The organism is Thiomonas arsenitoxydans (genome assembly GCF_000253115.1).
GTDB classification, from domain to species: Bacteria; Pseudomonadota; Gammaproteobacteria; order Burkholderiales; family Burkholderiaceae_C; genus Thiomonas; species Thiomonas arsenitoxydans.
This window is the reverse complement of record NC_014145.1, coordinates 2,084,167-2,105,656: the sequence shown is the minus strand read 5'-3', so window position 1 is coordinate 2,105,656 and position 21,490 is coordinate 2,084,167. Positions and strand designations below refer to the sequence as shown.

The following is a 21,490-nucleotide window of genomic DNA, read 5'->3' as shown; positions in this document are numbered from 1 at the left end:
TCATGGCGACCCCCATGACGCGCAAAGGCGCGGAACAACTCAAGCAAGAACTGCATCGTCTCAAGACCATCGAGCGACCCGCGGTGATCCAGGCCATCGCCGAGGCGCGTGCGCAAGGCGATTTGTCTGAAAACGCCGAATACGACGCGGCCCGCGACAAGCAGGGCTTTATCGAAGGCCGCATTGCCGATATTGAAGGCAAGCTCGGCACAGCGCAGATCATCGATCCGAGCGAACTGCAGGCCGACGGCCGCGTGGTGTTCGGCGCTACGGTGGAACTAAGCGACGAATCCAGCGGCGACGAAATCACCTACCAGATCGTGGGCGATGACGAAGCCGATCTCAAGCAGGGACGCATTTCCATCAACTCCCCCATCGCTCGGGCGCTGATCGGCAAAGAGTCCGGTGAAGTTGCGCAGGTCGCCGCGCCAGGTGGCGTGCGCCACTACGAAATTCTTGCCGTGCACTACCGATGAGCAGTCTGCGCACCCGCTGGTTTCTCGCCGCGCTCTGGCTGGGCGGCATGGTGGCCGTCGGCCTTATCGGCGCACCTACGGCGTTCGCCACGGTGCCCGAGAAAATGATCGCCGCCGCCGTGGCCAGTCGCATGTTCTACCTCATGGCGCTGGCCGCAATCGTTTTCGGCGTGCTGATTGTCGCGCTCGAACGGTTTGCCGACAAAAGGGCGATGTCGGCGGATCTGCTGCTGCCGCTGGGTGGCGTGTTTTTTGCCGTCCTGGGCGAGTTCGGCGTGGTGCCTCGGTTGCTGCAGGCCGCCTATAGCCATTCGCCGCAAGCAGGCATGTGGCACGGTATTGCCAGTCTGGTGTTCGCCCTGCAGGCCCTGTGCGTGGCGGCGTATGTGTGGCGGCTGCCAACACGCCGCAAAACGGCCTGAAACCTCTTTTGAACGCGTTTCAGCCGCGAGACGATTTTTTCACGCTGGTCTGGCGCGGCTTGGCGCGCTTGACCTTGCCCGTGGCCGAAAGGCGCTGATTGCCCAGCAGGGTGATGCGCTTGACCTTGGCCCGGTGTGTCGGGCTGCTGGCAGGCACGACCACTTTGACGGTGCGGGGCGATTTGCCGCGCTTGGCAACTAGAGTTTCTTCTCCAGGCGCCTGCCGGGTTTCTTTCGGGCGTGGCCGGTACAACACCAGCAGTTTGCCGATCGCCTGCACAGGAGCGGCGCCCAGCGTGTCACAGATGGTGTGTTGCATGGCCAGGCGCGCCGCGGCATCGTCACCGAACACGCGCACCTTGATGAGTTCGTGCGCCTTGAGCGCCACGTCGATTTCCGCCAGATTGGCCGGATTGAGCCCTTGCTCGCCGATCATCACGACGGGTTTGAGCCCATGTGCCTGGGCGCGCAGGCTGCTGCGAAAGGGCGGAGTGAGTTCCAATGGGGTCATGATTGCCAAGCGCGGTGCAACATCTTTGTGCGCGCATTCTGAAGTCTTAATCCGCTATTGTCCTTGAAGAACCCATGTCGAGTGCGAAGAAAAACAAATTCAGCAAAGCCTGGCTGCAGGATCATCTCAACGATCCCTATGTGAAAATGGCGCAGCGTGAGGGCTATCGAGCCCGCGCCGCCTACAAACTCAAGGAAATCGACGAGGCCGAGGGGCTGTTGCGGCCCGGGCAGATCGTGGTCGATCTGGGCAGCACGCCGGGCTCGTGGTCGCAATATGCGCGCAACCGGCTGATGCGTGGCGGCGCGGTTCAGGGCACAATTTTGTCGCTGGATTTGCTGCCCATGGAGCCCGTGCCCGATGTGCATTTTCTGCTGGGTGACTTCCGCGAAGAGGCGGTGGTGAATCAGTTGGAGGCGCTTCTCGAAGGGCGCAAGGTCGACGTGGTGTTGTCCGATATGGCGCCCAATCTCACCGGCATTCCGTCGGCTGATGCGGCCCGAATCGAACATCTGAGCGAACTCGCCCTGGACTTTGCCCAGCGCTGGCTGCAACCCCAGGGCGCGATGGTGATCAAGACCTTTCACGGCAGTTACTACAGTCAGATCGTGAAGGCTTTCAAGCTGGTATTCCAGCAGGTGAAGGCGGTCAAGCCGCAAGCATCGCGCGACAAGTCGGCGGAAACTTTCATCCTGGCGCGCACGCTGAAAAAGTCGGTTGCGTAAGCGCTCAACATGATTGCAGCAACCGCGACAGACTTGCTATTTGTCAAATTCGATCAGATTGACAGAATCAATAGCCCATTTTGTCGGATCGGTTTTCCACAATCGCTGCGCCCCGCCTCTTGAAATGCCTAAAATGCGCTGCATGTCTTGCATCTGCGCTTGCCCTGTTTCAGGAGGTTGGTTTTGAATAATCAATGGTTTTCCAAAATTGCGATCTGGCTGGTGATCGGTCTCGTACTGTTCACCGTGTTCAAGCAGTTCGATCGTCCCCAGCAGACCGCAGATGCCGTGAGCTACACCCAGTTCATGCAAGACGCGAAAGCCGGGCGCATCAAAAAAGTCATCGTGCACCAGAGCGGCATTCTGGACGTCACGACCACGGAAGGGCGTCGTTTCAATCTCACCTCGCCCGGCGACCTGTGGATGGTGGGCGATCTGGTGAAAGACGGTGTCGATGTCGTCGGCGCGCCGCGCCAAGAGCAATCGTTCCTGACGCAGATCTTCATTTCCTGGTTCCCGATGCTGTTGCTGATCGGCGTCTGGGTGTACTTCATGCGCCAGATGCAGGGCGGTGGCCGCGGCGGTGCGTTCAGCTTCGGCAAGTCCAAGGCCCGTCTGCTCGATGAATCGAGCAACAACGTAACCTTTGCCGACGTCGCCGGTTGCGACGAAGCCAAGGAAGACGTGAAGGAACTGGTGGACTTTCTCAAAGATCCGCAGAAATTCCAGAAACTCGGTGGGCGCATTCCTCGGGGCGTGCTGCTTGTCGGCCCGCCCGGTACCGGCAAGACGCTGCTAGCCAAGAGTATTGCGGGCGAAGCAAAAGTGCCGTTTTTTACCATCTCGGGTTCTGACTTTGTCGAAATGTTCGTCGGCGTGGGTGCGGCTCGTGTGCGCGACATGTTCGAGAACGCGAAAAAGCACGCTCCTTGCATCATCTTCGTCGATGAAATCGACGCCGTGGGTCGCCATCGTGGCGCTGGTCTGGGCGGCGGCAACGATGAACGCGAGCAGACCCTCAACCAGATGCTGGTGGAGATGGACGGCTTCGAGACCAATCTCGGGGTGATCGTGATCGCAGCGACCAACCGGCCCGACATTCTCGACCCGGCGCTGCTGCGTCCTGGCCGCTTCGACCGGCAGGTCTATGTCACGCTGCCGGATATCCGCGGTCGCGAGCAGATTCTGCAAGTGCATATGCGCAAGATTCCCGTGGGCACCGATATCCGGGCCGACATTCTGGCGCGAGGCACTCCCGGATTCTCCGGCGCCGATCTGGCCAATCTGGTCAACGAAGCCGCTCTGTTCGCCGCTCGCCGCAGTGCGCGCGTGGTTGAAATGGAAGACTTCGAACGCGCCAAAGACAAGATCATGATGGGTGCGGAGCGCAAGGGCATGGTCATGCCGGAAGAAGAGCGCCGCAATACGGCTTATCACGAGTCGGGCCACGCGCTGGTTGCCATGATGCTGCCCAAGACCGATCCGGTGCACAAGGTCACCATCATTCCGCGCGGCCGCGCACTGGGCGTCACCATGCAGTTGCCTGAGACCGATCGCTACAGCATGGATCGTGACCGCATGCTCAACATGATCTCCGTGCTGTTCGGCGGCCGCATTGCCGAAGAAGTGTTCATGAATCAGATGACCACGGGCGCTTCCAATGACTTCGAACGCGCCACGCAGCTGGCACGCGACATGGTCACGCGCTACGGAATGACCGAGTCGCTGGGCCCCATGGTTTACGCGGAGAACGAAGGCGAGGTGTTCCTCGGACGGTCGATTACCAAGACCACGCATGTGTCTGAGCAGACCATGCAGAAGGTCGATTCGGAGATCCGTCGCATCATCGACGAGCAGTACGCGTTGGCTCGTCGGCTGATCGAGGAAAACCAGGATAAGATGCACGCAATGGCGGCAGCCTTGCTCGAATGGGAAACCATCGACTCCGATCAACTGGCCGACATCATGGCGGGCCGCGAGCCCCGTCCGCCCAAGCTGCCGCCCAGCAGCGGCCCGACGTCCGCCCCGCGTACGCCCTCGGCGCCCGCAACCGGCGCTGCGCCTGACGCCCCTTCGGCGACGGCGGCCTGATTTTCGGGCTTCACTGGCGGTATTCATATTCAGCTCGCTACAGCGAGTTCAGCAACGGCCCGGTCTAAAACCGGGCCGTTTTTTTTAGGAATCATCTCCGATGGCAAGTCATTGGCAAGCAGGGCGCTTCACCCTGCAATTGCATCGGCCCCTGGTCATGGGCATCGTCAACGTCACGCCGGATTCATTTTCCGATGGCGGGCAGCATGCGGATGCGGTGCTCGCCTTGCGACATGCACAGACTTTGGTGGAGCAGGGGGCCGATATTCTGGATATTGGCGGCGAGTCGTCCCGCCCGGGCTCTCCGCGGCTGAGCCATGCGCAGGAATGGGCGCGCATCGCCCCGGTTTTACAGGAGGCCGTGCGCTGGAACGTCCCGGTTTCGGTGGATACTTACCAACCCGAAACCATGCGCCGTGCACTCGATCTGGGCGCGGACATCATCAACGACATTCACGCTTTGCAGCGGCCGGGCGCCCTTGAAGTGGTCGCCGCTTCAAAGGCCGGGGTCTGTCTCATGCACATGCAGGGCGATCCCGCCAGCATGCAGCAGGCGCCGCACTATGCGGACGTTTTAGGCGAAGTCAGGGAATTTCTGTGGAGCCGTGCCGCTGCCGCCGAGTCGATGGGTATCGACCGATCCCGCATCGCCCTCGATCCGGGGTTTGGCTTTGGCAAAACGCTGGAACACAATCTGACTCTTGCGAAAGGTTTGCCTGCTCTCGTGCAATCGGGTTATCCGGTGCTGGTGGGACTTTCGCGTAAATCGATGATCGGCGCACTGACGGGGCGCGATGTCGGGCAGCGCCTGCCGGGCAGCTTGGCCGCAGTGCTGGCTTGCTTGGCGGCCGGTGCGCAGATCGTGCGCGTCCACGACGTTGGCCCGACATGCGACGCGATTAAAGTGTGGAGCGCCATGCGCGCCTGAGTTCGGGCTTGCTCAAACGCGCACAACAACCGCATTACAACCTTTGGGAGAAGGAATGAGCAGACAGTATTTCGGGACCGATGGCGTCCGTGGCCATGTGGGCAAAAGCCCGATCGTGCCAGAGTTCGGCATGCGCCTGGGGCATGCCGCGGGCAAGGTGTTGCGCAGCCAGGGTGTCGGCCGGCCGACGGTGTTGATCGGCAAGGACACACGCATCTCGGGCTACATGCTCGAAGCTGCGCTGGAGTGCGGCTTCATTGCCGCCGGTTGCGATGTGGTGCTGGTTGGCCCATTGCCCACGCCCGGAGTGGCCTATCTGACCCGCGCACTGCGCCTTGATCTGGGCGTGGTCATCAGTGCCTCGCACAATCCGTTTGCCGACAATGGCATCAAGTTTTTCTCGGCGGGCGGCAGCAAGTTGCCCGATGTCTGGGAGCTGGAAGTGGAAGCAACCCTGCCCGAGGCCGAGGGCTGCGTGCCCTCCGAGCAACTCGGCAAGGCCCGCCGACTCGATGATGCCGCGGGGCGCTACATCGAGTTTTGCAAAAGCACGTTTCCCAATCACCTCACCCTCAAGGGCCTGCGGCTCGTGGTGGACTGTGCGCATGGCGCGGCCTATCACATCGCGCCCGCGGTGTTTCATGAACTGGGGGCCGAGGTCATTTCCATCGGGGCGCAGCCTGATGGTTTCAATATCAACAAAGAGGTCGGCGCAACGGCGCCGGATGCGCTGATTCGCGCGGTGCGCGCCAACCAGGCCGACTACGGCATCGCCCTTGATGGCGACGCCGACCGCCTGCAACTCGTCGACCGTCACGGTCGCCTGTTCAACGGTGACGAGTTGCTTTATCTGCTGGCGATGGATCGCAAGCCCGCTGGAGTAGTTGGCACGCTGATGACCAATCTCGCGGTGGAAAAAGCGCTTGAGCAGCAGGGCATGGAATTCGTGCGCGCGGCCGTTGGCGATCGCTATGTGCTCGAAGAACTGCTCGCACGCGGCTGGCAGCTTGGCGGCGAAGGCTCTGGTCACATGCTGCTGCTCGATCGGCATACGACAGGCGACGGTATCGTCGCCGCGCTGCAGATGCTTGAGCTTGTCGTGCGAACCGGTCGCAGCCTGGGTGAGCAATTGCAGGCCGTCCAACTGTTTTCGCAGACGCTGCTCAACGTCAAGCTGCCGCCCGGGCTCGACTGGAAAACACATGCCAAGTTTGCGAGTGCGCGCGCTGCCGCTGAGACTCAGCTCAATGGGAGTGGCAGGCTGCTCATCCGCCCATCAGGCACCGAGCCCGTGTTGCGCATCATGGTCGAACACCGCGACGCACAGGCAGGGGAGCGCATCGCTAGAGAACTTGCCCAGTCTCTTGGTTGATTGGGTCTGTTCCAGCATGCTTGACAACGTCATATGATTGTCACAATCAATTTCTACGATCCATTGTGTGGCAGAAAGCCATTTCTGAAACCCTCACAAGGAGAATGACACATGAACTGGAATCGTCGATCTTTTGGCAAGGCTGCGCTGGCCATTGCCGTCTCTGGTGCATTGAGCACCGGCATCATGACCACGGCTTTTGCCGCTACCAGCCTGACTGGCGCGGGCAGCACCTGGGTGTACCCCTTGGTGGTGAAATGGTCCGTCGTCTATGAGAAAGAGACTGGCACCAAGGTCAACTATCAAGGCATCGGGTCTGGTGGCGGTATTGCTCAGATCAAGGCCGGCACGGTGGCGTTTGGCGCCAGCGATATGCCCCTCAAACCTGAAGAACTGGAAAAAGATGGACTGATTCAGTTCCCTACGGCGGTTGCAGGCGAAGACCTGGTGTACAACCTGCCGGGCATTAAGCCGGGTGAGTTGATTCTTAGCGGCCCCGTCGTTGCTGACATCTATCTTGGCAAGATCAAGAAGTGGAATGATCCGGCGATCGAAAAGCTCAACCCCGGCCTCAAGCTCCCCAGCATGGATATCACCGTGGTGCACCGCTCGGACGGTTCCGGTACCACGTTCACTTTTGCTGACTACCTCTCCAAGGTCAGCCCTGAGTGGAAACAAAAAGTCGGTGCCAACACCTCGCTGAACTGGCCCACCGGGGTAGGCGGTAAGGGCAACGAGGGTGTGGCAGCTTATGTGCAGCGCATTTCCGGCTCCATCGGTTACGTTGAATATGCTTACATTCTCGAAAACAAGATGTCCTATGCCCGCATGATCAATCGCGATGGCAAGGTCGTGAGCCCTAGCCTCAAGGGCTTTCAGGATGCCGCTGCCCACGTTGATTTCAACAAGGCGCAAGACTTCTACGTCATTTTGACTGATCACACTGGCCCGGACACCTGGCCGATTTCGGGCTGCACCTGGCAGATCCTGAGCAAGAAGGCTCCCAAGGCGACCAATGAGGAAGTCACCAAATTCTTCACTTGGGGCTTCGAACATGGTCAGAAAATGGCCGAGTCGATTGCCTTTGGCCCATTGCCGACTAGCACGGTTGATGTCATCAAGACTTACTGGAAGAAAAACCTCGGCATCTGAGTTCGCCTGAGGTTGTCTTCAGCGTGATGGCTGTGAACCAGGCACTTTCAAGCGAAAAAGCTTTGGAGTGCCTGGTTTGTTTTATAAGAGATCAGAAAGTGAAATGACATGAGCGCATCCGGAGCGGTGGCAAACAAATCACTTGACCAAAACACTTCGGAGCAAAATCCTGCGAAGAAGATTGGCTCTTCTTTTGCAGATATTTTGTTCCGCAAGGGGACGGGTTTCATTGCCTTCATCGTAGCGATCGCTTTGATCGCCATCATGATTTCCCTCATTATCGATGGCTGGCAAGCCATCCACACCTTCGGTTGGAAGTTCCTTGTCACTTCAACCTGGGACCCCGTGACCAATGAATACGGCGCGCTGGTGTTTATTGTGGGCACGCTGGTCAGTTCGGCGATCGCCATGGTGATCGCAGTTCCGGTGAGTTTCGGTATTGCGCTGTTTATTTCTGAGCTGTCGCCAAACTGGATGCGCGGTCCGATTTCTGCAACGATTGAACTGCTGGCCGCCATTCCCAGTATTATTTACGGTATGTGGGGCTTACTCGTTTTTGCACCCCGGTTTGCAAATATAGAGCCTTGGATCAACAATAATCTAGGTGCAGTACCTGGAATTGGTATTTTGTTTCAGGGCCCGCCCATGGGCATTGGTATGTTGACGGCGGGTATCGTACTTGCCATCATGATCATTCCGTTCATCGCCTCGATTATGCGCGATGTTTTTCTGATTACTCCACCGCCCTTGAAAGAGTCCGCTTATGCGCTGGGTGCGACGACTTGGGAGGTCGCCCGTAATGTCATTCTCCCTTACACACGCACGGCGGTGACGGGCGGAATTTTTCTCGGCCTAGGTCGGGCGCTGGGCGAAACCATGGCGGTCACCTTCATCATCGGCAATGCCAATAACCTGAGCGCTAGTCTTTTGATGCCCGGTGCATCGATTGCTTCGGTTATTGCAAACGAATTCACCGAGGCGACCACAAGCTTATATAAGTCATCACTGCTCGCCTTGGGTTTGGTACTTTTTGTGATCACCGTTATTGTGCTCGCTTTGGCAAAGCTACTGCTGATGCGTCTTGAGTCCAGCCAAGAAGGCAAAAAATCATGATGTCGCTTTACACACGCCGCCAATTGATCAATAAAATCAACATGATTATTGCCGTATTGATGACGGCATTCGGAATTTTTTGGGTGATCTGGATTCTCTGGACCACCGCACGGTATGGTTCGCCAGCACTAAATCTTCACCTTTTTACGCAGGATACGCCTCCTCCGGGCGCAGAAGGTGGCGGATTGCGCAATGCCTTTGTCGGGAGTTTCATTCTTCTAGGTATTGCTTTAGTGATCGGAACGCCTATCGGCATTCTGGCGGGAACTTGGCTGGGCGAGTTTGCCGTCAAGCGCAAGCTCGGTGGGGTAGTGCGATTTCTTAATGACATTCTGCTGAGCGCACCCTCCATCGTCGTTGGTTTGTTCGCTTATGCAATTTTGGTCGATCCGTTAGGCCATTTCTCGGCGTTTTCAGGCGGTGTTGCTCTCGCACTGATTCTGATCCCGGTTGTGGTGCGCACGACAGATGAAATGTTGCGTCTTGTGCCCGGTTCATTACGTGAAGCGGCCATAGCCCTTGGCACGCCCTATTGGAAAATGGTGACCAAGATCACCTGGAAGGCCGCCTCTACCGGCATTTTGACGGGTGTGATTCTTGGGGTAGCGCGAATCAGTGGTGAAACGGCACCTCTGCTCTTCACAGCGCTAAACAATCAGTACTTTAGTTCAGATGTGTGGCATCCGATGGCGAATTTGCCTGTAGTTATTTTTCAGTTTGCTATGAGTCCTTATGCGAACTGGCAACAAATGGCTTGGGCTGGTGCGTTTGTGGCGGTGGTGTTCATCCTGATTCTCAGCCTGGGTTCACGGTGGTTGATCAGCCGCGGCGGTGTGAAATCCTGACCTGAAACTATCATATTGGAATTAATTATGGAAACGACTATCGCCCCTCCTCGCCCTTCCGTTACTCCGACCCGCCAATCTGGCCCGTCAGATAACCCCGTCAAGATTCAGACCAGGAAGCTATGTTTTTACTACGGCAACTTTAAGGCCATCAACAACGTCGAACTTGATATTCCAGGCAATCAAGTTACGGCATTTATCGGGCCGTCTGGCTGTGGAAAATCAACCCTGCTTCGTATGTTCAACCGGATGTATGAACTCTATCCGGGTCAACGCGCAGAGGGTGAAATTAATATTGATGGCGAAAATATCCTCACCAGCAAAAAAAATGTTTCGCTGATTCGCGCGAAAATCGGTATGGTGTTCCAAAAACCTACGCCATTTCCGATGTCAATCTATGAAAACATCGCGTTTGGCGTCCGACTTTATGAAAGTATGTCTCGTTCGGAGATGGATGAACGAGTCGAGACAAGTTTGACCAGGGCCGGTTTGTGGAATGAAGTGAAGGATAAATTGCAGCAAAGCGGCATGGGACTGTCCGGCGGGCAGCAGCAGCGGCTTTGCATTGCACGGGGTATTGCGATTAAACCGGAGGTCTTGCTGCTTGATGAACCGACTTCCGCGCTCGATCCGATATCAACGGGTAAGATCGAAGAGTTGGTCACCGAACTGAAGAAGGACTACACGGTCGTTATTGTGACGCATAATATGCAGCAGGCGGCCCGTGTTTCAGATTACACGGCTTATATGTATCTTGGGGAGCTTGTTGAATTCGGGCAAACCGATCAGATTTTCCTGAAACCCAAGAAGCAGGAGACCGAGGACTACATAACCGGTCGTTTCGGATGATGTGGTACTAAAAGTACTTCCATACTTCGGCAGAACCCTTGCCTCAAGCCCAGATAGTTCCAATAAAGGACTTCGTACCATGGATGACAAACCCCATCTGTCGACACAGTTCGACGCTGAAATCAACGCTGTATCCACCCGTGTGCTTGAAATGGGCGGACAGGTTGAATCGCAACTGGCGCAGGCTATCTATTCACTGCGCCACCTCGATGTCGAGGCCGCGCGCACCGTACTGCAGGTCGAGAAGCGGGTGAACCAGATGGAGGTGGATATTGACGCCGACATCACGCAAATCATCGCCAAGCGCCAGCCCACGGCGCGTGATCTGCGTTTGCTGGTGGCCATCTCCAAGGCCATCGCCAATCTGGAGCGGGCTGGTGACGAGGCGGCCCGCATCGCCCGCATGGCGCGCGACATTGTCGAATCGGGTACGCCCATGACCATCGGCATCAGCGATCTGCAGCATGCGTCTGATCTCGCCATCGAGCAAATGCGCAAATCGCTCGACGCCTTCGCGCGTCTTGACGAGAAGGCGGCGGTTGACATCGTCGAATCCGACTTCCGCATCGACGAGGAGTTTGATGGCTTCACCCGCAAGGTCATCACCTATGTGATGGAAGACCCGCGCGCCATTTCCACCATGCTCGATCTGATGTTCGTGGCCAAGGCCATCGAGCGCATTGGCGACCATGCCAAGAACATCGCCGAGTTGGTGATCTATATCGTGCGCGGCACCGATGTGCGGCACAACAAGGAAGCCTTCCGCGAAGTGGCGGGCTCGCTTGGATCCGCGCTTTGATTCAGCGTTTTGTTCTGAAAAGCACCCTGCCATGAGTCTGTCGAGCAATATTCTGATCGTCGAAGACGAGCCCGCCATCGCTGAATTGCTGGCGATGAATTTGCAGCATGCCGGCCATTGCCCCATTCGCGCTGGCAGTGCCGAAGAGGCGCTGCGGGTCATTCGCGACGTGTTGCCCGACGTGCTGCTGATCGACTGGATGCTTCCGGGCATGTCGGGCGTGGCGTTGGCGCGGGCCTTGCGCACCGATGCGCGCACCAAGGCCATTCCCATCATTATGCTCACCGCCCGCAGCGAAGAGGGCGACAAAGTGCAAGGGCTCGACGCCGGGGCGGACGACTACATCACTAAGCCGTTCTCACCCAAGGAGCTGCTGGCTCGCATTCGCGCGGTGCTGCGCCGTCGCGCGCCGCAGCTCACTGCCGAGCAGGTGCAGATCGGCGGGTTGTCTGTCGATCCGTCCAGCCGTCGCGCCTTGTTCAAGAAGCCGGGAAGCGAGCCTCTGGAAATCCGGTTGGGGCCCACCGAGTTCAAGTTATTGCACTACCTCATGGCGCATCCCGAGCGAGTGCACAGCCGAGGCGCGCTGCTCGACAAGGTGTGGGGCGACCACGTGTTCATCGAAGAGCGCACGGTGGACGTGCACATCAAGCGTCTGCGCGAAGCGCTGTCTCCGGTGCAATGCGCCGAGATGGTGGAAACGGTGCGCGGAGCGGGCTATCGCTTTACCGCACAGTCGCGCTCACCGCAGGTCTCGGCTGCCTGAGGTGGCCACCCTCAGGTAGCCACACCCACCCACGTCGCCGCTTGATGCCGCCTGGCCGAAACGGGCTTCGTCTGCTTTACAGTGTGATTCGATACAAGTACGACACCTGAGCGCAGCCTTTCGCTCATTTCCCCATGATCTCTGTCGCCTGGCGCATCTCCCTTATCCTGCTGCTGGTTCTGGTGGCCGCAGGAGTTGGGGCTTTGATCGACGGGCGCTCTGGCGCCATGGTGGCGGCGCTGCTGGTGCTCATCGGCGCGGTGGCGCGTGATTCCATCGCGCTGTCGCGATTGATCCGCTGGCTCAAGGCGCCCGAAGTGACACCGGTGCCCAATGGCTCTGGCGCCTGGGCCGAAGTGTTTTACCGGGCATCGCGTCAATTGCGGCTGTGGACGGGGCGTCTGGGCTACGAGGAGTCCAAGCTGCACCGCTTCATCGAGGCGCTGCAGGTCTCGCCCAACGGGGTGATTCTGCTCGATGAAAACAACCAGATCGACTGGTGCAACGCCACTGCGGCGCAGCACTTCGGTCTGGACGCGCAGCGCGATCTTCGCCAACATGCGGTGCACCTGATTCGCACCCCCGAGTTTGTCGCCTATCTCCAGGCGGCGCACTTTCACGAGCCCTTGCACATGCACCGCGCAGGTTCTCGGTCGCAGTTCACGCTGAGCGTGCAGGTCTTTCCCTACGGCGATCAGCAGAAACTGCTGCTGTCGCAAGACATCACGCAGCTCGAGCGCACCGAGTCGATGCGCCGCGATTTCGTGGCCAATGTGTCGCATGAGATCAAGACCCCGCTGACCGTGCTGGGGGGGTTCGTCGAAACCATGCGCGACATGCCGCTCGACGAAACCCAGCGCCTGCGCGTGCTCGACATGATGCAGACCCAGTCCGACCGCATGCGGCATCTGGTGGACGATCTGCTTGTGCTGGCGCGGCTGGAGGGCGATCCCTATCCTCCGACCGAAATGGTCATCGACATGCCGTCGATGATGACGCAGTACCAGAACGAGGCGCAGGCGCTGTCCGGCGGAAGGCATCAGATCAAGATGGAAGCGCGTACCGATCTGTGGGTGCGCGGTAGCCCGCAAGAGCTGCATTCCGCGCTCTCCAATCTGGTCAGCAACGCGGTGCGCTACACCCCGGACGGCGGCGCCATCAGCCTGGCATGGGACGCCGTTTTGATCGACGGCCAGCCCCGCTACGCAGAGTTCAGCGTGAGCGACACCGGTATCGGCATTGCCGCGGAGCATATTCCGAGGCTGACCGAGCGCTTCTACCGTGTCGATCGTGGACGTTCGCGCGAGTCTGGCGGTACCGGGCTGGGGCTGGCGATCGCCAAGCATGTGCTGGTGCGGCATCAGGCCGAACTGCTGGTGCACAGCACCCCCGGCAAGGGCAGCCGGTTTGTGGTGCGCTTCCCGGCCGCCCGGCTGGCCCCCGCAGGCACACCCTCTGCAGGACGTGCCGCGGAGGTTTCACCTAAAGACGGCGCGCTCAAGGCCGCTTGAAACGCCGTCTAATTTTTGCGTTCCATCCGCGAGTGCATCAGCACCTGATGGCAGCTCAGGCGGCTGCGTGAGCCGCGCGGACGGTGGTAATTGCCCTCGCTGTCCATCTCCCAGGCGTTGCCCGGGTGTTGCCACTGCATGCGCAGACCCTCGCGGATGACCTGCGCCTTGATCTTGTTGTCGAGCAAGGGCACGGCGATTTCGACCCGGCGAAGCAGATTGCGCTCCATCCAGTCGGCTGAGGAGATATAGACCTCGGCTTCGCCGCCGTTGTGGAAGTAGAACACCCGTGAATGTTCGAGAAAGCGGCCGATGGTCGAACGCACCCGGATGTTGTCGGACAAACCTTCTACGCCCGGGCGCAGCATGCAGGCGCCGCGCACCAGCAGACGCACCTCCACACCGGCCTGCGAGGCGGCGTAGAGTGCTTCGATCACGGTGGGTTCGAGCAGTGCGTTGATTCGCGCCCAGACGCGCGCGGGCTTGCCGCTGCGCGCGTGGTCGGCCTCGCGGGCGATGGCGGCCAGCACATTGGCATGCAGGGTGAACGGGGCCTGCCACAGCCGCCTGAGTTCCTGCGCCTGGCTGGAGCCGGTGATTTGCAGAAACACGCGGCGCGCATCTTCGCAGATTTCCGGGTTGGCGGTCATCAGGCCGAAGTCGGTGTAAAGCCGCGCGGTGCGGGCGTGATAGTTGCCAGTGCCCAGATGCGCGTACATGCGCAGCACCTTGCGGCCGGTGCCCTCGGCGGCTTCGCGGCGGACAATGAGCAGCATCTTGGCATGGCACTTGAAGCCGACCACGCCAAAGACCACATGCGCGCCCGCCGCCTCCAGCCGCGACGACCAGTTGATATTGGTTTCTTCGTCTAGCCGCGCCATCAGTTCCAGCACCACGGTGACTTCCTTGCCATTACGCGCCGCTTCGATGAGGGCGTCCATCAGCTCGGAATTGCCGCCGGTGCGGTAAATGGTCTGCTTGATGGCGACCACGAACGGATCGCGCGCGGCCGTCTTCACCAGATCGACCACGGGAGCGAAGGCATCGTAGGGATGGTGCAGCAGGATGTCGCGGGCCCGGATGCGGTCGAAGATCTCGGTATCCACGCCGGGCCAGTCTCGCGGCAGGGCGGGCAGATAAGGGCTGAACAGCAGTTGCGGCTCGTTGACGTAGTCAAGAATTTCCTGCAGTCGCACCAAGTTCACCGGGCCGTCGACCCGGTAGCAGTCTTGCGGCACGATATTGTTTTCGCGCAGCAGGCGGTCGATGACGGCGTGCGGGCAATCGGCCGCCACTTCCAGCCGCACCGCATCGCCGAAGTGCCGGGCGCGTAGTTCGCCTTGCAGTGCGGCGCGCAGATTGGTGATGTCGTCGTCGTCGATGAACAACTCGCTGTTGCGGGTAACGCGAAACTGATGCACGCCGAGCACTTCGAGTCCCGGAAACAGTTGCCCGGCAAACGCCTGCATGCACGACGACAGCAGCATGAACCCGTATCGCGCGTCGCACAACTCCGGCGGCAGGGGCACGACCCGGGGCAAGGTGCGCGGGGTTTGCACCACGCCCAGCTCGATATTGCGGCCGAAGGCGTCGGTGCCGCCGAGTTGCACGGCGAACACCAGGTTCTTGTTGATGACGCGGGGGAAGGGATGCGCCGGATCGAGGCCGATCGGCGTGAGCAAGGGCGAAACTTCGGTCTCGAAATAATGCTGCGCCCAGGCGCGCTGCGCATCGGTCCAGTCGGGCAGCCGGTACAGGCGGATGCCCTGCTTGTCGAGTGCCGGCAGCACGGCCTGTTGCAGCACGCGGTACTGGTCGGCAATCAGGGCGTGGGCGCGTTCGGAAATCTCGGTCAGGGCTTTGCTGACGAGCATGCCATCAGGCGTGCGTGAAGCCGGGTCGGCTTCCAGCATGTCTTGCAGGGTGGCGACGCGGGTTTCAAAAAACTCGTCCATATTGCTCGACACGATGCTGAGAAACCGCAACCGTTCGAGCAGGGGATTGGTGTCGTCGAGCGCCTGAAACAGCACGCGGCGATTGAATTCGAGAGTGCCCAGCTCACGATTGAGCAGGCGAGGTGCGGTGGCGGGATGGGACATGAATGACTCTGGCGGAAAAGCGACTGGCATTTTGCCAGTGCCGGGAACAAACCGAGCGAGAATGACGGTTTAGCATGAAATCTTGATGACATTTTTCAAAAACCTGTCATCAAACCAACGTTCAATTGCTGCTTATGCCCAACCTGCTCAATCAACACCTTGCCGCCGTCGATCTTGGATCGAACAGTTTTCGCATGCTTATCGGACGGGCGCAGGACAGTGCGGCGGGGGTGCAGGTCTATGCCATCGACTCCTTGCGCGAGCCGGTACGTCTGGCAGCGGGGCTGGATGACAAAAAGTATCTGTCGGAAGCCGCGCAGCAAATCGCGTTGCAAACCCTGCAGCGCTTCGGCGAGCGCCTGCGCCAGTTTCATCCGGACCGGGTGCGGGCCGTGGCCACCAACACGGTGCGCGTGGCCAAGAATGCGCCGCAGTTTCTGCAGCGCGCGCAGGCGGCGCTGGGGTTTCCGATCGAGGTCATTGCCGGGCGGGAAGAGGCGCGGCTGGTCTATATCGGTGCGGCGCATTCGGTCTCGGTGGTGCAGGGCAAACGCCTGGTGGTCGATATCGGCGGGGGCTCGACCGAGTTCATCATCGGCCAGGGCTATGAGCCAGGGATGATGGAGTCGCTCTACATCGGCTGCGTGTCGATGAGCCAGCGCTTCTTTCCGGGCAATCAGGTGGACGAGACCACCATGCGCGCGGCCGAGATTGCGGCGCGCAAGGAGATTCAGATTATCGCCGCCGACTTCAAGCGCAATGGCTGGAACCATGCGGTGGGTTCCAGCGGTACGGCGCGCGCCCTGGCCGACATGATCGGCGGCAGTGGCTTCAACCCGCCCGACCAGCCGGGCGACATCACCTTGCAAGGGCTGCGCGAACTGCGTCGCACCTTCGTGCGGGCGGGCAATCTCAACAAGCTGCGCATGGAGGGGCTCAAACCCGACCGCGTGCCGGTGGCGGCCGGCGGGCTGGCCATCATGCTCGGCGTCTTCGAGGAACTGGGCATACAGTCGATGGAAGTGACGGATGCCGCGCTGCGCTTGGGCGTGCTCTACGACCTGCTCGGGCGCGAGCAGTCGCAAGACATGCGCGAAGTCACCGCCCTGCAGTTCACGCAGCGCTACGGCGCCGATGCCCAACAGGCGCGACGGGTCTCGGAACTGGCGCTGCGGCTCTATGCGCAGTTGCGCCCCAACGCTACCGAAGCCGATCAGCGCCTGCTGCGCTGGGCCGCTCAGTTGCACGAAATCGGCCTGTCGATTTCGCACAGCGCCTATCACAAGCATTCGGCCTATATCGCGGCCAACGCCGATATGCCGGGTTTCTCGCGCGGCGAGCAGGCGGCGCTGGCGCAACTGGTGTTGACTCACACCGGCAAACTGAAAAAACTCAGCGCTACTGATCTTGAAAACATTGATCTCGACGCCGTCCTGGCGCTGCGTCTGGCGGTCATTCTGGCGCGCAACCGCACCGCGGTTGATATCGATGGACTGCATCTGCGTTACCAACCAGCCGGAGTCAAGCTCTCCGGCCTGCGGCCGCCGCTCGATATCGTCGCCCCGGAATCCTGGCTCAAAGGCAATCCGCTGACCGAATACAGCCTGCGGCAAGAGGCCGCCGAGTGGACGCGGCTGAACTGGAACGTCGCGTTACAAAGTCCTTCTTGATCGCGTCATGCCTGCCGCGTAATGTTTGAGCACAAGCCGCAAAAGCGGTACTGAGCTACAAACTGGAGCTGACGATGCAGATCATCCTCACACGGCATGGTGAAGTTGAAGGCATTCATCCCGAGCGTTTTCGTGGGCGTATGGAACTGGAGTTGACCGCACTCGGCCGCCAGCAGGCCAAGGCGGTGGCGCAGCGCATTGCGGCCGAGTTTTCCCCGCAGGCGGTTTACACCAGCCCGATGGGACGCTGCCGCGAAACCGGCGCCGACATTGCCGCAGCCTGCGGCCTGAGCGCACAGGTGCTTGAAGGGGTGAACGATCTCGACTACGGCCAGTGGCAGTGGAAGACGCACGAGGAGGTGAAGGCAGCGCATCCGCAGACCTACGCCTTATGGAAAAGCGCGCCGCAGTGGGTGCGCTTTCCCGGCGGCGAGTCGCTGCAGGACTTGGCGCTGCGCACTGCCGACGGCCTGAGGGCGTTGCTCTCGCGCCATGCCGAGCACACCGTGGTGCTGGTCGGGCACGACAGCGTCAACCGCGCGCTGCTGCTGCACGCGCTCGATCTGCCGCTATCGGGCTACTGGCGCATCACGCAAAAGCCTTGCTGCCTCAATCTGTTCAGCGTGGATGCACTAGGCAAGGTCGCGCTGCAACTCGTCAACGACACCACGCACCTGCGAGGCTTGGCATGAAATCCGGCGGCGATTCCCGGTGCCCGTTCTGCCAGGACATGCCCTGGGCGCTACACAACGAACTGGGCTTTGCGGTGTATGACCGCACGCCGGTCAACCCGGGGCATCTGCTGCTCATTCCCTTTCGCCATGTAGCCGACTGGTTCGACTGCACCCCGCAGGAACATCAGGCGCTGCTCGAACTAGCTGCTCAAGGCCGCGCTCTGCTGCTGCGCGAGCACCGGCCGGATGGTTTCAACCTGGGCGTGAATTGCGGCCGCGCGGCCGGGCAGAGCATTTTCCATGTGCATCTACACCTCATCCCGCGTTACGACGGCGACATGGCTGAGCCGCTGGGCGGCGTGCGCGGCGTGATTCCGGCGCGGCAGAAGTATTGAGCGATTGCATTTCGAAGCAACCTTGAGCGCCCCGGACATTGACCCTGCGCATTTCATGGCCTAAATTCAAATCAACAAACGGCGATGGAGTTCGCCGTGCAATTGCCTCAATAGGGGTTTCGCCCCAGGCTGATGACTCCTACCCATGTTCCGGTTGACCCGCTGCCCGTGCAGCGGGCGCCGCCTTCAGGGAGGAGTTGCGGATGTTTACATCCCCATTGATCAGGAGTGTCTTGCCGCAGGCGCAAGACGGGGCTTCCGCCCAGCGCCCTCGGTCCGCGCAAAAACAACTCATGCTTCCGCTTTGTTCGCAGCGTCTGTGTCTGCTGGGGCGTCGGTTCGTGCTTGCCAACATCTGAAAGGAGTTCCGTATGTCTTCGATCTCATCCTCTCTTCTTGGCCGGGTTGACGCGCGTCTGTCCCATCTTCCGCTGCCCTGCAGTGTGGTGCTGCCGGGCGGGCAGCGCGTGGGCCCGAGCAATGCGCAAATCGAAATGCGCCTGCGCGACAAACGCGCGCTATGGCACATCACCACCGGGCAGATCGGCAAACTGGCTGAAGATTATGTCGAGGGGATGGTGGACATTCTGGGCAATCTGCGCGACCTCATGCGCATCGCTCCGGTGCTGCTCGACGACGACCCGCGCAACGAGCCTTCGGCCGCCACCGCGCGGATATGGCACGGCTTGCGCCGCACCCTGTGGGAGCACAGCCACCACAGCCGCGAAAAAGACGCCGCGCAGATTCAGAGCCATTACGACGTGTCCGACGATTTTTATGCCCTGTGGCTCGATCCGCGCCGGGTGTATTCCTGCGCTTATTTCGCCGAGCCGTCGATGACCCTGGCGCAGGCGCAGGAAGCCAAGCTCGATCACATCTGTACCAAGCTCATGCTCAAGCCGGGCGAGCGCTTCATCGACATCGGCGCAGGGTGGGGCGGGCTGCTGTTGTGGGCCGCCGAGCACTACGGCGTGGACGCGACCGGCATCACCCTGTCGAAGAATCAGTACAACCATGTGAACCGGCTGATCGTCGAAAAAGGCTTGCAGGGACGAGTGCGCATGTTGCTGCAGGACTACCGCGATGTGGACGAGTCGCAGCCCTTCGACAAAGTGGCTTCAGTGGGCATGTGCGAACACGTTGGCCGCCCGAATCTGCCGCTGTATTTCAGCAAAATCCGCCGCTTGCTCAAGCCGGGCGGGCTGGTGATGAACCACGGCATTACCGCCGGAGGCGTGGACAACAGCCAGCTCGCCGGCGGCATGGGCGACTTCATCGAGAAGTACATCTTCCCGGGCGGGCAGCTCGTGCATGTCAGCGTAATGGCCGAGACCATGACGCGTGGCGGCCTGGAGCCGCTGGATTTCGAATGTCTGCGGCCGCATTACGCCAAAACGCTGTGGTACTGGGTCGATGCGCTCGAAGGCCATCTCGACGAAGCTCGCCGCGTGCTGGGCGAGCATGCTGAAAAGACCTTGCGCGCTTACCGGCTGTACCTCGCGGGATCGGCCATGGGCTTTGAGCAGGGGTGGATTTCGCTGTTCCAGATTCTTGGAAGCCGTCCGGATGGCGTGGTGGAAGACCGCATCGATTGCGACCGCCTGCTGCGGGCCCGGCAGTCCGAGTATCCGTTCAACCGCAGCTACCAGTATGCGGGCAAGGCAAGCGCAGGCTCGACAAACGCAGAAAAACCGCAAGTCGTTGCGGCGTCGGCCGAAGCGCAGACGGCGTAGTTGCGCGTAATTTTGCGAGTGCGGCGGTGCGGTTTCGCGCCACCGATGTCCACCCTTCAAGGAGAGGCCATGCCTGCTTCAGACGCTCTTATTTCTTCGATTCGCGCGCAGGAAATTCTCGATTCCCGCGGCACGCCGACCGTGAAGGCCACCATCACGCTGCAGTCGGGGGCGCGCGCCTCGGCGGCGGTGCCCTCGGGGGCTTCCACCGGCAGCAACGATGCGGTGGAACTGCGCGACGGCGACCCGAAGCGCTATTTCGGCAAAGGGGTGCGCAAGGTGATTGCCCATATCGAGGGCGAAATCGCCGAGGCGCTCAAAGGGCGCGACGTGTGCGATCAGGCCGCGATCGACGCGGCGCTCATCGCCCTAGACGGCACGCCCAACAAGGCGCGTCTGGGCGCCAATGCGCTGCTGGCGGTGAGCATGGCCGCCGCCCGCGCCGCCGCGCTGGTGCGCGGTGAGCCGCTGCATCGCAGCTTGTGCGAGAAGCCGTCGAACCTGCTGCCCATGCCCATGTTCAACGTGCTCAATGGCGGCCTGCACGCACCGGGCAGCAGTCTGGATTTTCAGGAGTTCATGCTCGTGCCGATGGGCGCGCCGAGTTTCAGCGAAGCGGTGCGCTATGCCGCCGAGACCTATCACGCCATCAAGGAGTTGCTGATCTCGCAAGGACATTCCACCGCGGTGGGCGATGAGGGCGGCTTCGCGCCCAAGTTGATGGGCGGCAATCAGGCGGCCTGCGAGCTGATGGTGCGCGGCATGGAGCGCGCGGGCTATCGGCCGGGAGAAGATATCGCCATTGCGCTCGATCCGGCCTCGACCTCGTTCTATAAAAATGGCCGCTACCACCTGAGCCGCAGTGGCAATCAGGTGCTCGACAGTCAGGAGATGGTCGAGCTGTATCAGGGCTGGCTCAACGTCTTTCCCATCGTCTCGATTGAAGACGGCCATGCCGAGGACGACTGGGCTGGCTTCGCTGCGATGACGCGCCAACTCGGCGGTCAGATTCAGATCGTCGGCGACGACAACTTCGTCACCAATACCCGCATCATCCAGCGCGGCATCGACGAAGGTACGGCCAATGCCTCGCTCATCAAACTCAATCAGATCGGCACGGTGAGCGAGACCATCGCCGCGGTGCGCCTGTGCCAGAAAGTGGACTGGGGCACGGTGATGTCGCACCGCAGCGGTGAGACCGAAGACGCCTTCCTGTCCGACTTTGCCGTGGCCGTGGGCGCGGGGCAGATGAAGTCGGGCGCAACGGCGCGCAGCGAGCGGCTGGCCAAGTACAACCGGCTGATGGAGATCGAAGCCGAATTGGGTGATCGGGCCGAATTCGTCAACCCCTACCGTTGA

General features: G+C 60.4%; 20 protein-coding genes and 1 riboswitch. Of the genes, 18 read left to right on the top strand and 2 right to left on the bottom strand.

What is annotated here, in order from left to right:
• The first annotated feature begins 2 nt into the window (after window positions 1-2).
• Both greA and THI_RS09845 read left to right on the top strand, forming a co-directional pair.
• The gene (gene greA, locus THI_RS09850) at window positions 3-476 is read left to right on the top strand and encodes a transcription elongation factor GreA (protein WP_013106110.1); all 474 of its coding nucleotides are present in this window, start codon (window positions 3-5) and stop codon (window positions 474-476) included.
• Window positions 473-898: a DUF4149 domain-containing protein gene (locus THI_RS09845; protein ID WP_013106109.1), complete on the top strand. Its 426-nt coding sequence runs from the start codon at window positions 473-475 to the stop codon at window positions 896-898. Before greA ends, THI_RS09845 begins: the two co-directional genes overlap by 4 nt.
• 19 nt (window positions 899-917) lie before the next feature.
• On the opposite strand, the gene THI_RS09840 is transcribed toward THI_RS09845, so the two are convergent.
• Window positions 918-1,409 (bottom strand): YhbY family RNA-binding protein, encoded by a 492-nt coding sequence (locus THI_RS09840; protein ID WP_013106108.1) that lies wholly within the window; start codon window positions 1,407-1,409, stop codon window positions 918-920.
• Window positions 1,410-1,483: 74 nt separating this feature from the next.
• On the opposite strand from THI_RS09840, the gene THI_RS09835 reads away from it, so the two are divergent.
• The 11 genes from THI_RS09835 (at window position 1,484) to phoR (ending at window position 13,560) form a co-directional block, all read left to right on the top strand.
• On the top strand, window positions 1,484-2,134 hold the full coding sequence (locus tag THI_RS09835) for an RlmE family RNA methyltransferase (RefSeq protein WP_013106107.1): 651 nt from the start codon (window positions 1,484-1,486) through the stop codon (window positions 2,132-2,134).
• 183 nt (window positions 2,135-2,317) lie between these two features.
• The gene (gene ftsH / locus THI_RS09830; RefSeq protein ID WP_013106106.1) at window positions 2,318-4,225 is read left to right on the top strand and encodes an ATP-dependent zinc metalloprotease FtsH; all 1,908 of its coding nucleotides are present in this window, start codon (window positions 2,318-2,320) and stop codon (window positions 4,223-4,225) included.
• Window positions 4,226-4,325: 100 nt separating this feature from the next.
• Entirely contained in the window at window positions 4,326-5,153 is an 828-nt protein-coding gene (folP, locus tag THI_RS09825; protein ID WP_013106105.1) for a dihydropteroate synthase, read from the top strand.
• A gap of 55 nt (window positions 5,154-5,208) precedes the next feature.
• Entirely contained in the window at window positions 5,209-6,525 is a 1,317-nt protein-coding gene (glmM, locus tag THI_RS09820; RefSeq protein WP_013106104.1) for a phosphoglucosamine mutase, read from the top strand.
• Window positions 6,526-6,636: 111 nt separating this feature from the next.
• A complete protein-coding gene (gene pstS / locus THI_RS09815; protein WP_013106103.1) occupies window positions 6,637-7,677 on the top strand; it encodes a phosphate ABC transporter substrate-binding protein PstS in 1,041 nt (346 codons plus the stop codon).
• A gap of 108 nt (window positions 7,678-7,785) precedes the next feature.
• The gene (gene pstC, locus THI_RS09810; protein ID WP_013106102.1) at window positions 7,786-8,790 is read left to right on the top strand and encodes a phosphate ABC transporter permease subunit PstC; all 1,005 of its coding nucleotides are present in this window, start codon (window positions 7,786-7,788) and stop codon (window positions 8,788-8,790) included.
• The gene (gene pstA / locus THI_RS09805) at window positions 8,787-9,635 is read left to right on the top strand and encodes a phosphate ABC transporter permease PstA (RefSeq protein WP_013106101.1); all 849 of its coding nucleotides are present in this window, start codon (window positions 8,787-8,789) and stop codon (window positions 9,633-9,635) included. Before pstC ends, pstA begins: the two co-directional genes overlap by 4 nt.
• A 27-nt stretch (window positions 9,636-9,662) precedes the next feature.
• Complete coding sequence (gene pstB, locus THI_RS09800) at window positions 9,663-10,484, top strand: phosphate ABC transporter ATP-binding protein PstB (RefSeq protein WP_041608978.1); 822 nt, start codon at window positions 9,663-9,665, stop codon at window positions 10,482-10,484.
• A gap of 79 nt (window positions 10,485-10,563) precedes the next feature.
• Window positions 10,564-11,283, top strand: coding sequence for a phosphate signaling complex protein PhoU (phoU, locus tag THI_RS09795; protein ID WP_013106099.1), 720 nt, complete (start codon window positions 10,564-10,566; stop codon window positions 11,281-11,283).
• A gap of 37 nt (window positions 11,284-11,320) precedes the next feature.
• Window positions 11,321-12,049, top strand: coding sequence for a phosphate regulon transcriptional regulator PhoB (gene phoB / locus THI_RS09790; protein ID WP_172979069.1), 729 nt, complete (start codon window positions 11,321-11,323; stop codon window positions 12,047-12,049).
• Window positions 12,050-12,183: 134 nt separating this feature from the next.
• Window positions 12,184-13,560 (top strand): phosphate regulon sensor histidine kinase PhoR, encoded by a 1,377-nt coding sequence (phoR, locus tag THI_RS09785; protein ID WP_013106097.1) that lies wholly within the window; start codon window positions 12,184-12,186, stop codon window positions 13,558-13,560.
• A gap of 8 nt (window positions 13,561-13,568) precedes the next feature.
• Here the strand turns inward: phoR and ppk1 are convergent, their stop codons facing one another.
• Entirely contained in the window at window positions 13,569-15,659 is a 2,091-nt protein-coding gene (ppk1, locus tag THI_RS09780; RefSeq protein WP_013106096.1) for a polyphosphate kinase 1, read from the bottom strand.
• A 125-nt stretch (window positions 15,660-15,784) separates the two neighbouring features.
• Here ppk1 and THI_RS09775 point away from each other — a divergent pair, with 125 nt between their 5' ends.
• The 5 genes from THI_RS09775 to eno all read left to right on the top strand — a co-directional run bounded on the left by THI_RS09775 (window position 15,785) and on the right by eno (window position 21,490).
• Window positions 15,785-17,329 carry a Ppx/GppA phosphatase family protein gene (locus THI_RS09775; RefSeq protein ID WP_456154929.1) on the top strand — a complete coding sequence of 515 codons (1,545 nt, stop codon included), beginning with the start codon at window positions 15,785-15,787 and terminating at the stop codon, window positions 17,327-17,329.
• Between the two features lie 74 nt (window positions 17,330-17,403).
• Window positions 17,404-18,021, top strand: a complete 618-nt coding sequence (locus THI_RS09770; protein ID WP_013106094.1) for a histidine phosphatase family protein — start codon at window positions 17,404-17,406, stop codon at window positions 18,019-18,021.
• Window positions 18,018-18,398, top strand: coding sequence for an HIT family protein (locus THI_RS09765; RefSeq protein WP_013106093.1), 381 nt, complete (start codon window positions 18,018-18,020; stop codon window positions 18,396-18,398). The genes THI_RS09770 and THI_RS09765 overlap by 4 nt, the downstream gene beginning before the upstream one ends.
• Window positions 18,399-18,469: 71 nt before the next feature.
• Window positions 18,470-18,547: riboswitch (Fluoride riboswitch) on the top strand.
• Window positions 18,548-18,769: 222 nt separating this feature from the next.
• On the top strand, window positions 18,770-20,131 hold the full coding sequence (locus THI_RS09760) for a class I SAM-dependent methyltransferase (protein WP_013106092.1): 1,362 nt from the start codon (window positions 18,770-18,772) through the stop codon (window positions 20,129-20,131).
• A gap of 69 nt (window positions 20,132-20,200) precedes the next feature.
• Window positions 20,201-21,490 carry a phosphopyruvate hydratase gene (gene eno, locus THI_RS09755; RefSeq protein ID WP_013106091.1) on the top strand — a complete coding sequence of 430 codons (1,290 nt, stop codon included), beginning with the start codon at window positions 20,201-20,203 and terminating at the stop codon, window positions 21,488-21,490.

Excerpts from the sequence above, each read along its gene's own strand:
- greA (WP_013106110.1), top strand. The coding sequence starts at position 3 with ATGGCGACCCCCATGACGCGCAAAGGCGCGGAACAACTCAAGCAAGAA.
- THI_RS09845 (WP_013106109.1), top strand. The coding sequence starts at position 473 with ATGAGCAGTCTGCGCACCCGCTGGTTTCTCGCCGCGCTCTGGCTGGGC.
- THI_RS09840 (WP_013106108.1), bottom strand. The coding sequence starts at position 1,409 with ATGACCCCATTGGAACTCACTCCGCCCTTTCGCAGCAGCCTGCGCGCC.
- THI_RS09835 (WP_013106107.1), top strand. The coding sequence starts at position 1,484 with ATGTCGAGTGCGAAGAAAAACAAATTCAGCAAAGCCTGGCTGCAGGAT.
- folP (WP_013106105.1), top strand. The coding sequence starts at position 4,326 with ATGGCAAGTCATTGGCAAGCAGGGCGCTTCACCCTGCAATTGCATCGG.
- glmM (WP_013106104.1), top strand. The coding sequence starts at position 5,209 with ATGAGCAGACAGTATTTCGGGACCGATGGCGTCCGTGGCCATGTGGGC.
- pstS (WP_013106103.1), top strand. The coding sequence starts at position 6,637 with ATGAACTGGAATCGTCGATCTTTTGGCAAGGCTGCGCTGGCCATTGCC.
- pstC (WP_013106102.1), top strand. The coding sequence starts at position 7,786 with ATGAGCGCATCCGGAGCGGTGGCAAACAAATCACTTGACCAAAACACT.
- pstA (WP_013106101.1), top strand. The coding sequence starts at position 8,787 with ATGATGTCGCTTTACACACGCCGCCAATTGATCAATAAAATCAACATG.
- pstB (WP_041608978.1), top strand. The coding sequence starts at position 9,663 with ATGGAAACGACTATCGCCCCTCCTCGCCCTTCCGTTACTCCGACCCGC.
- phoU (WP_013106099.1), top strand. The coding sequence starts at position 10,564 with ATGGATGACAAACCCCATCTGTCGACACAGTTCGACGCTGAAATCAAC.
- phoR (WP_013106097.1), top strand. The coding sequence starts at position 12,184 with ATGATCTCTGTCGCCTGGCGCATCTCCCTTATCCTGCTGCTGGTTCTG.
- ppk1 (WP_013106096.1), bottom strand. The coding sequence starts at position 15,659 with ATGTCCCATCCCGCCACCGCACCTCGCCTGCTCAATCGTGAGCTGGGC.
- THI_RS09770 (WP_013106094.1), top strand. The coding sequence starts at position 17,404 with ATGCAGATCATCCTCACACGGCATGGTGAAGTTGAAGGCATTCATCCC.
- THI_RS09765 (WP_013106093.1), top strand. The coding sequence starts at position 18,018 with ATGAAATCCGGCGGCGATTCCCGGTGCCCGTTCTGCCAGGACATGCCC.
- THI_RS09760 (WP_013106092.1), top strand. The coding sequence starts at position 18,770 with ATGTCTTCGATCTCATCCTCTCTTCTTGGCCGGGTTGACGCGCGTCTG.
- eno (WP_013106091.1), top strand. The coding sequence starts at position 20,201 with ATGCCTGCTTCAGACGCTCTTATTTCTTCGATTCGCGCGCAGGAAATT.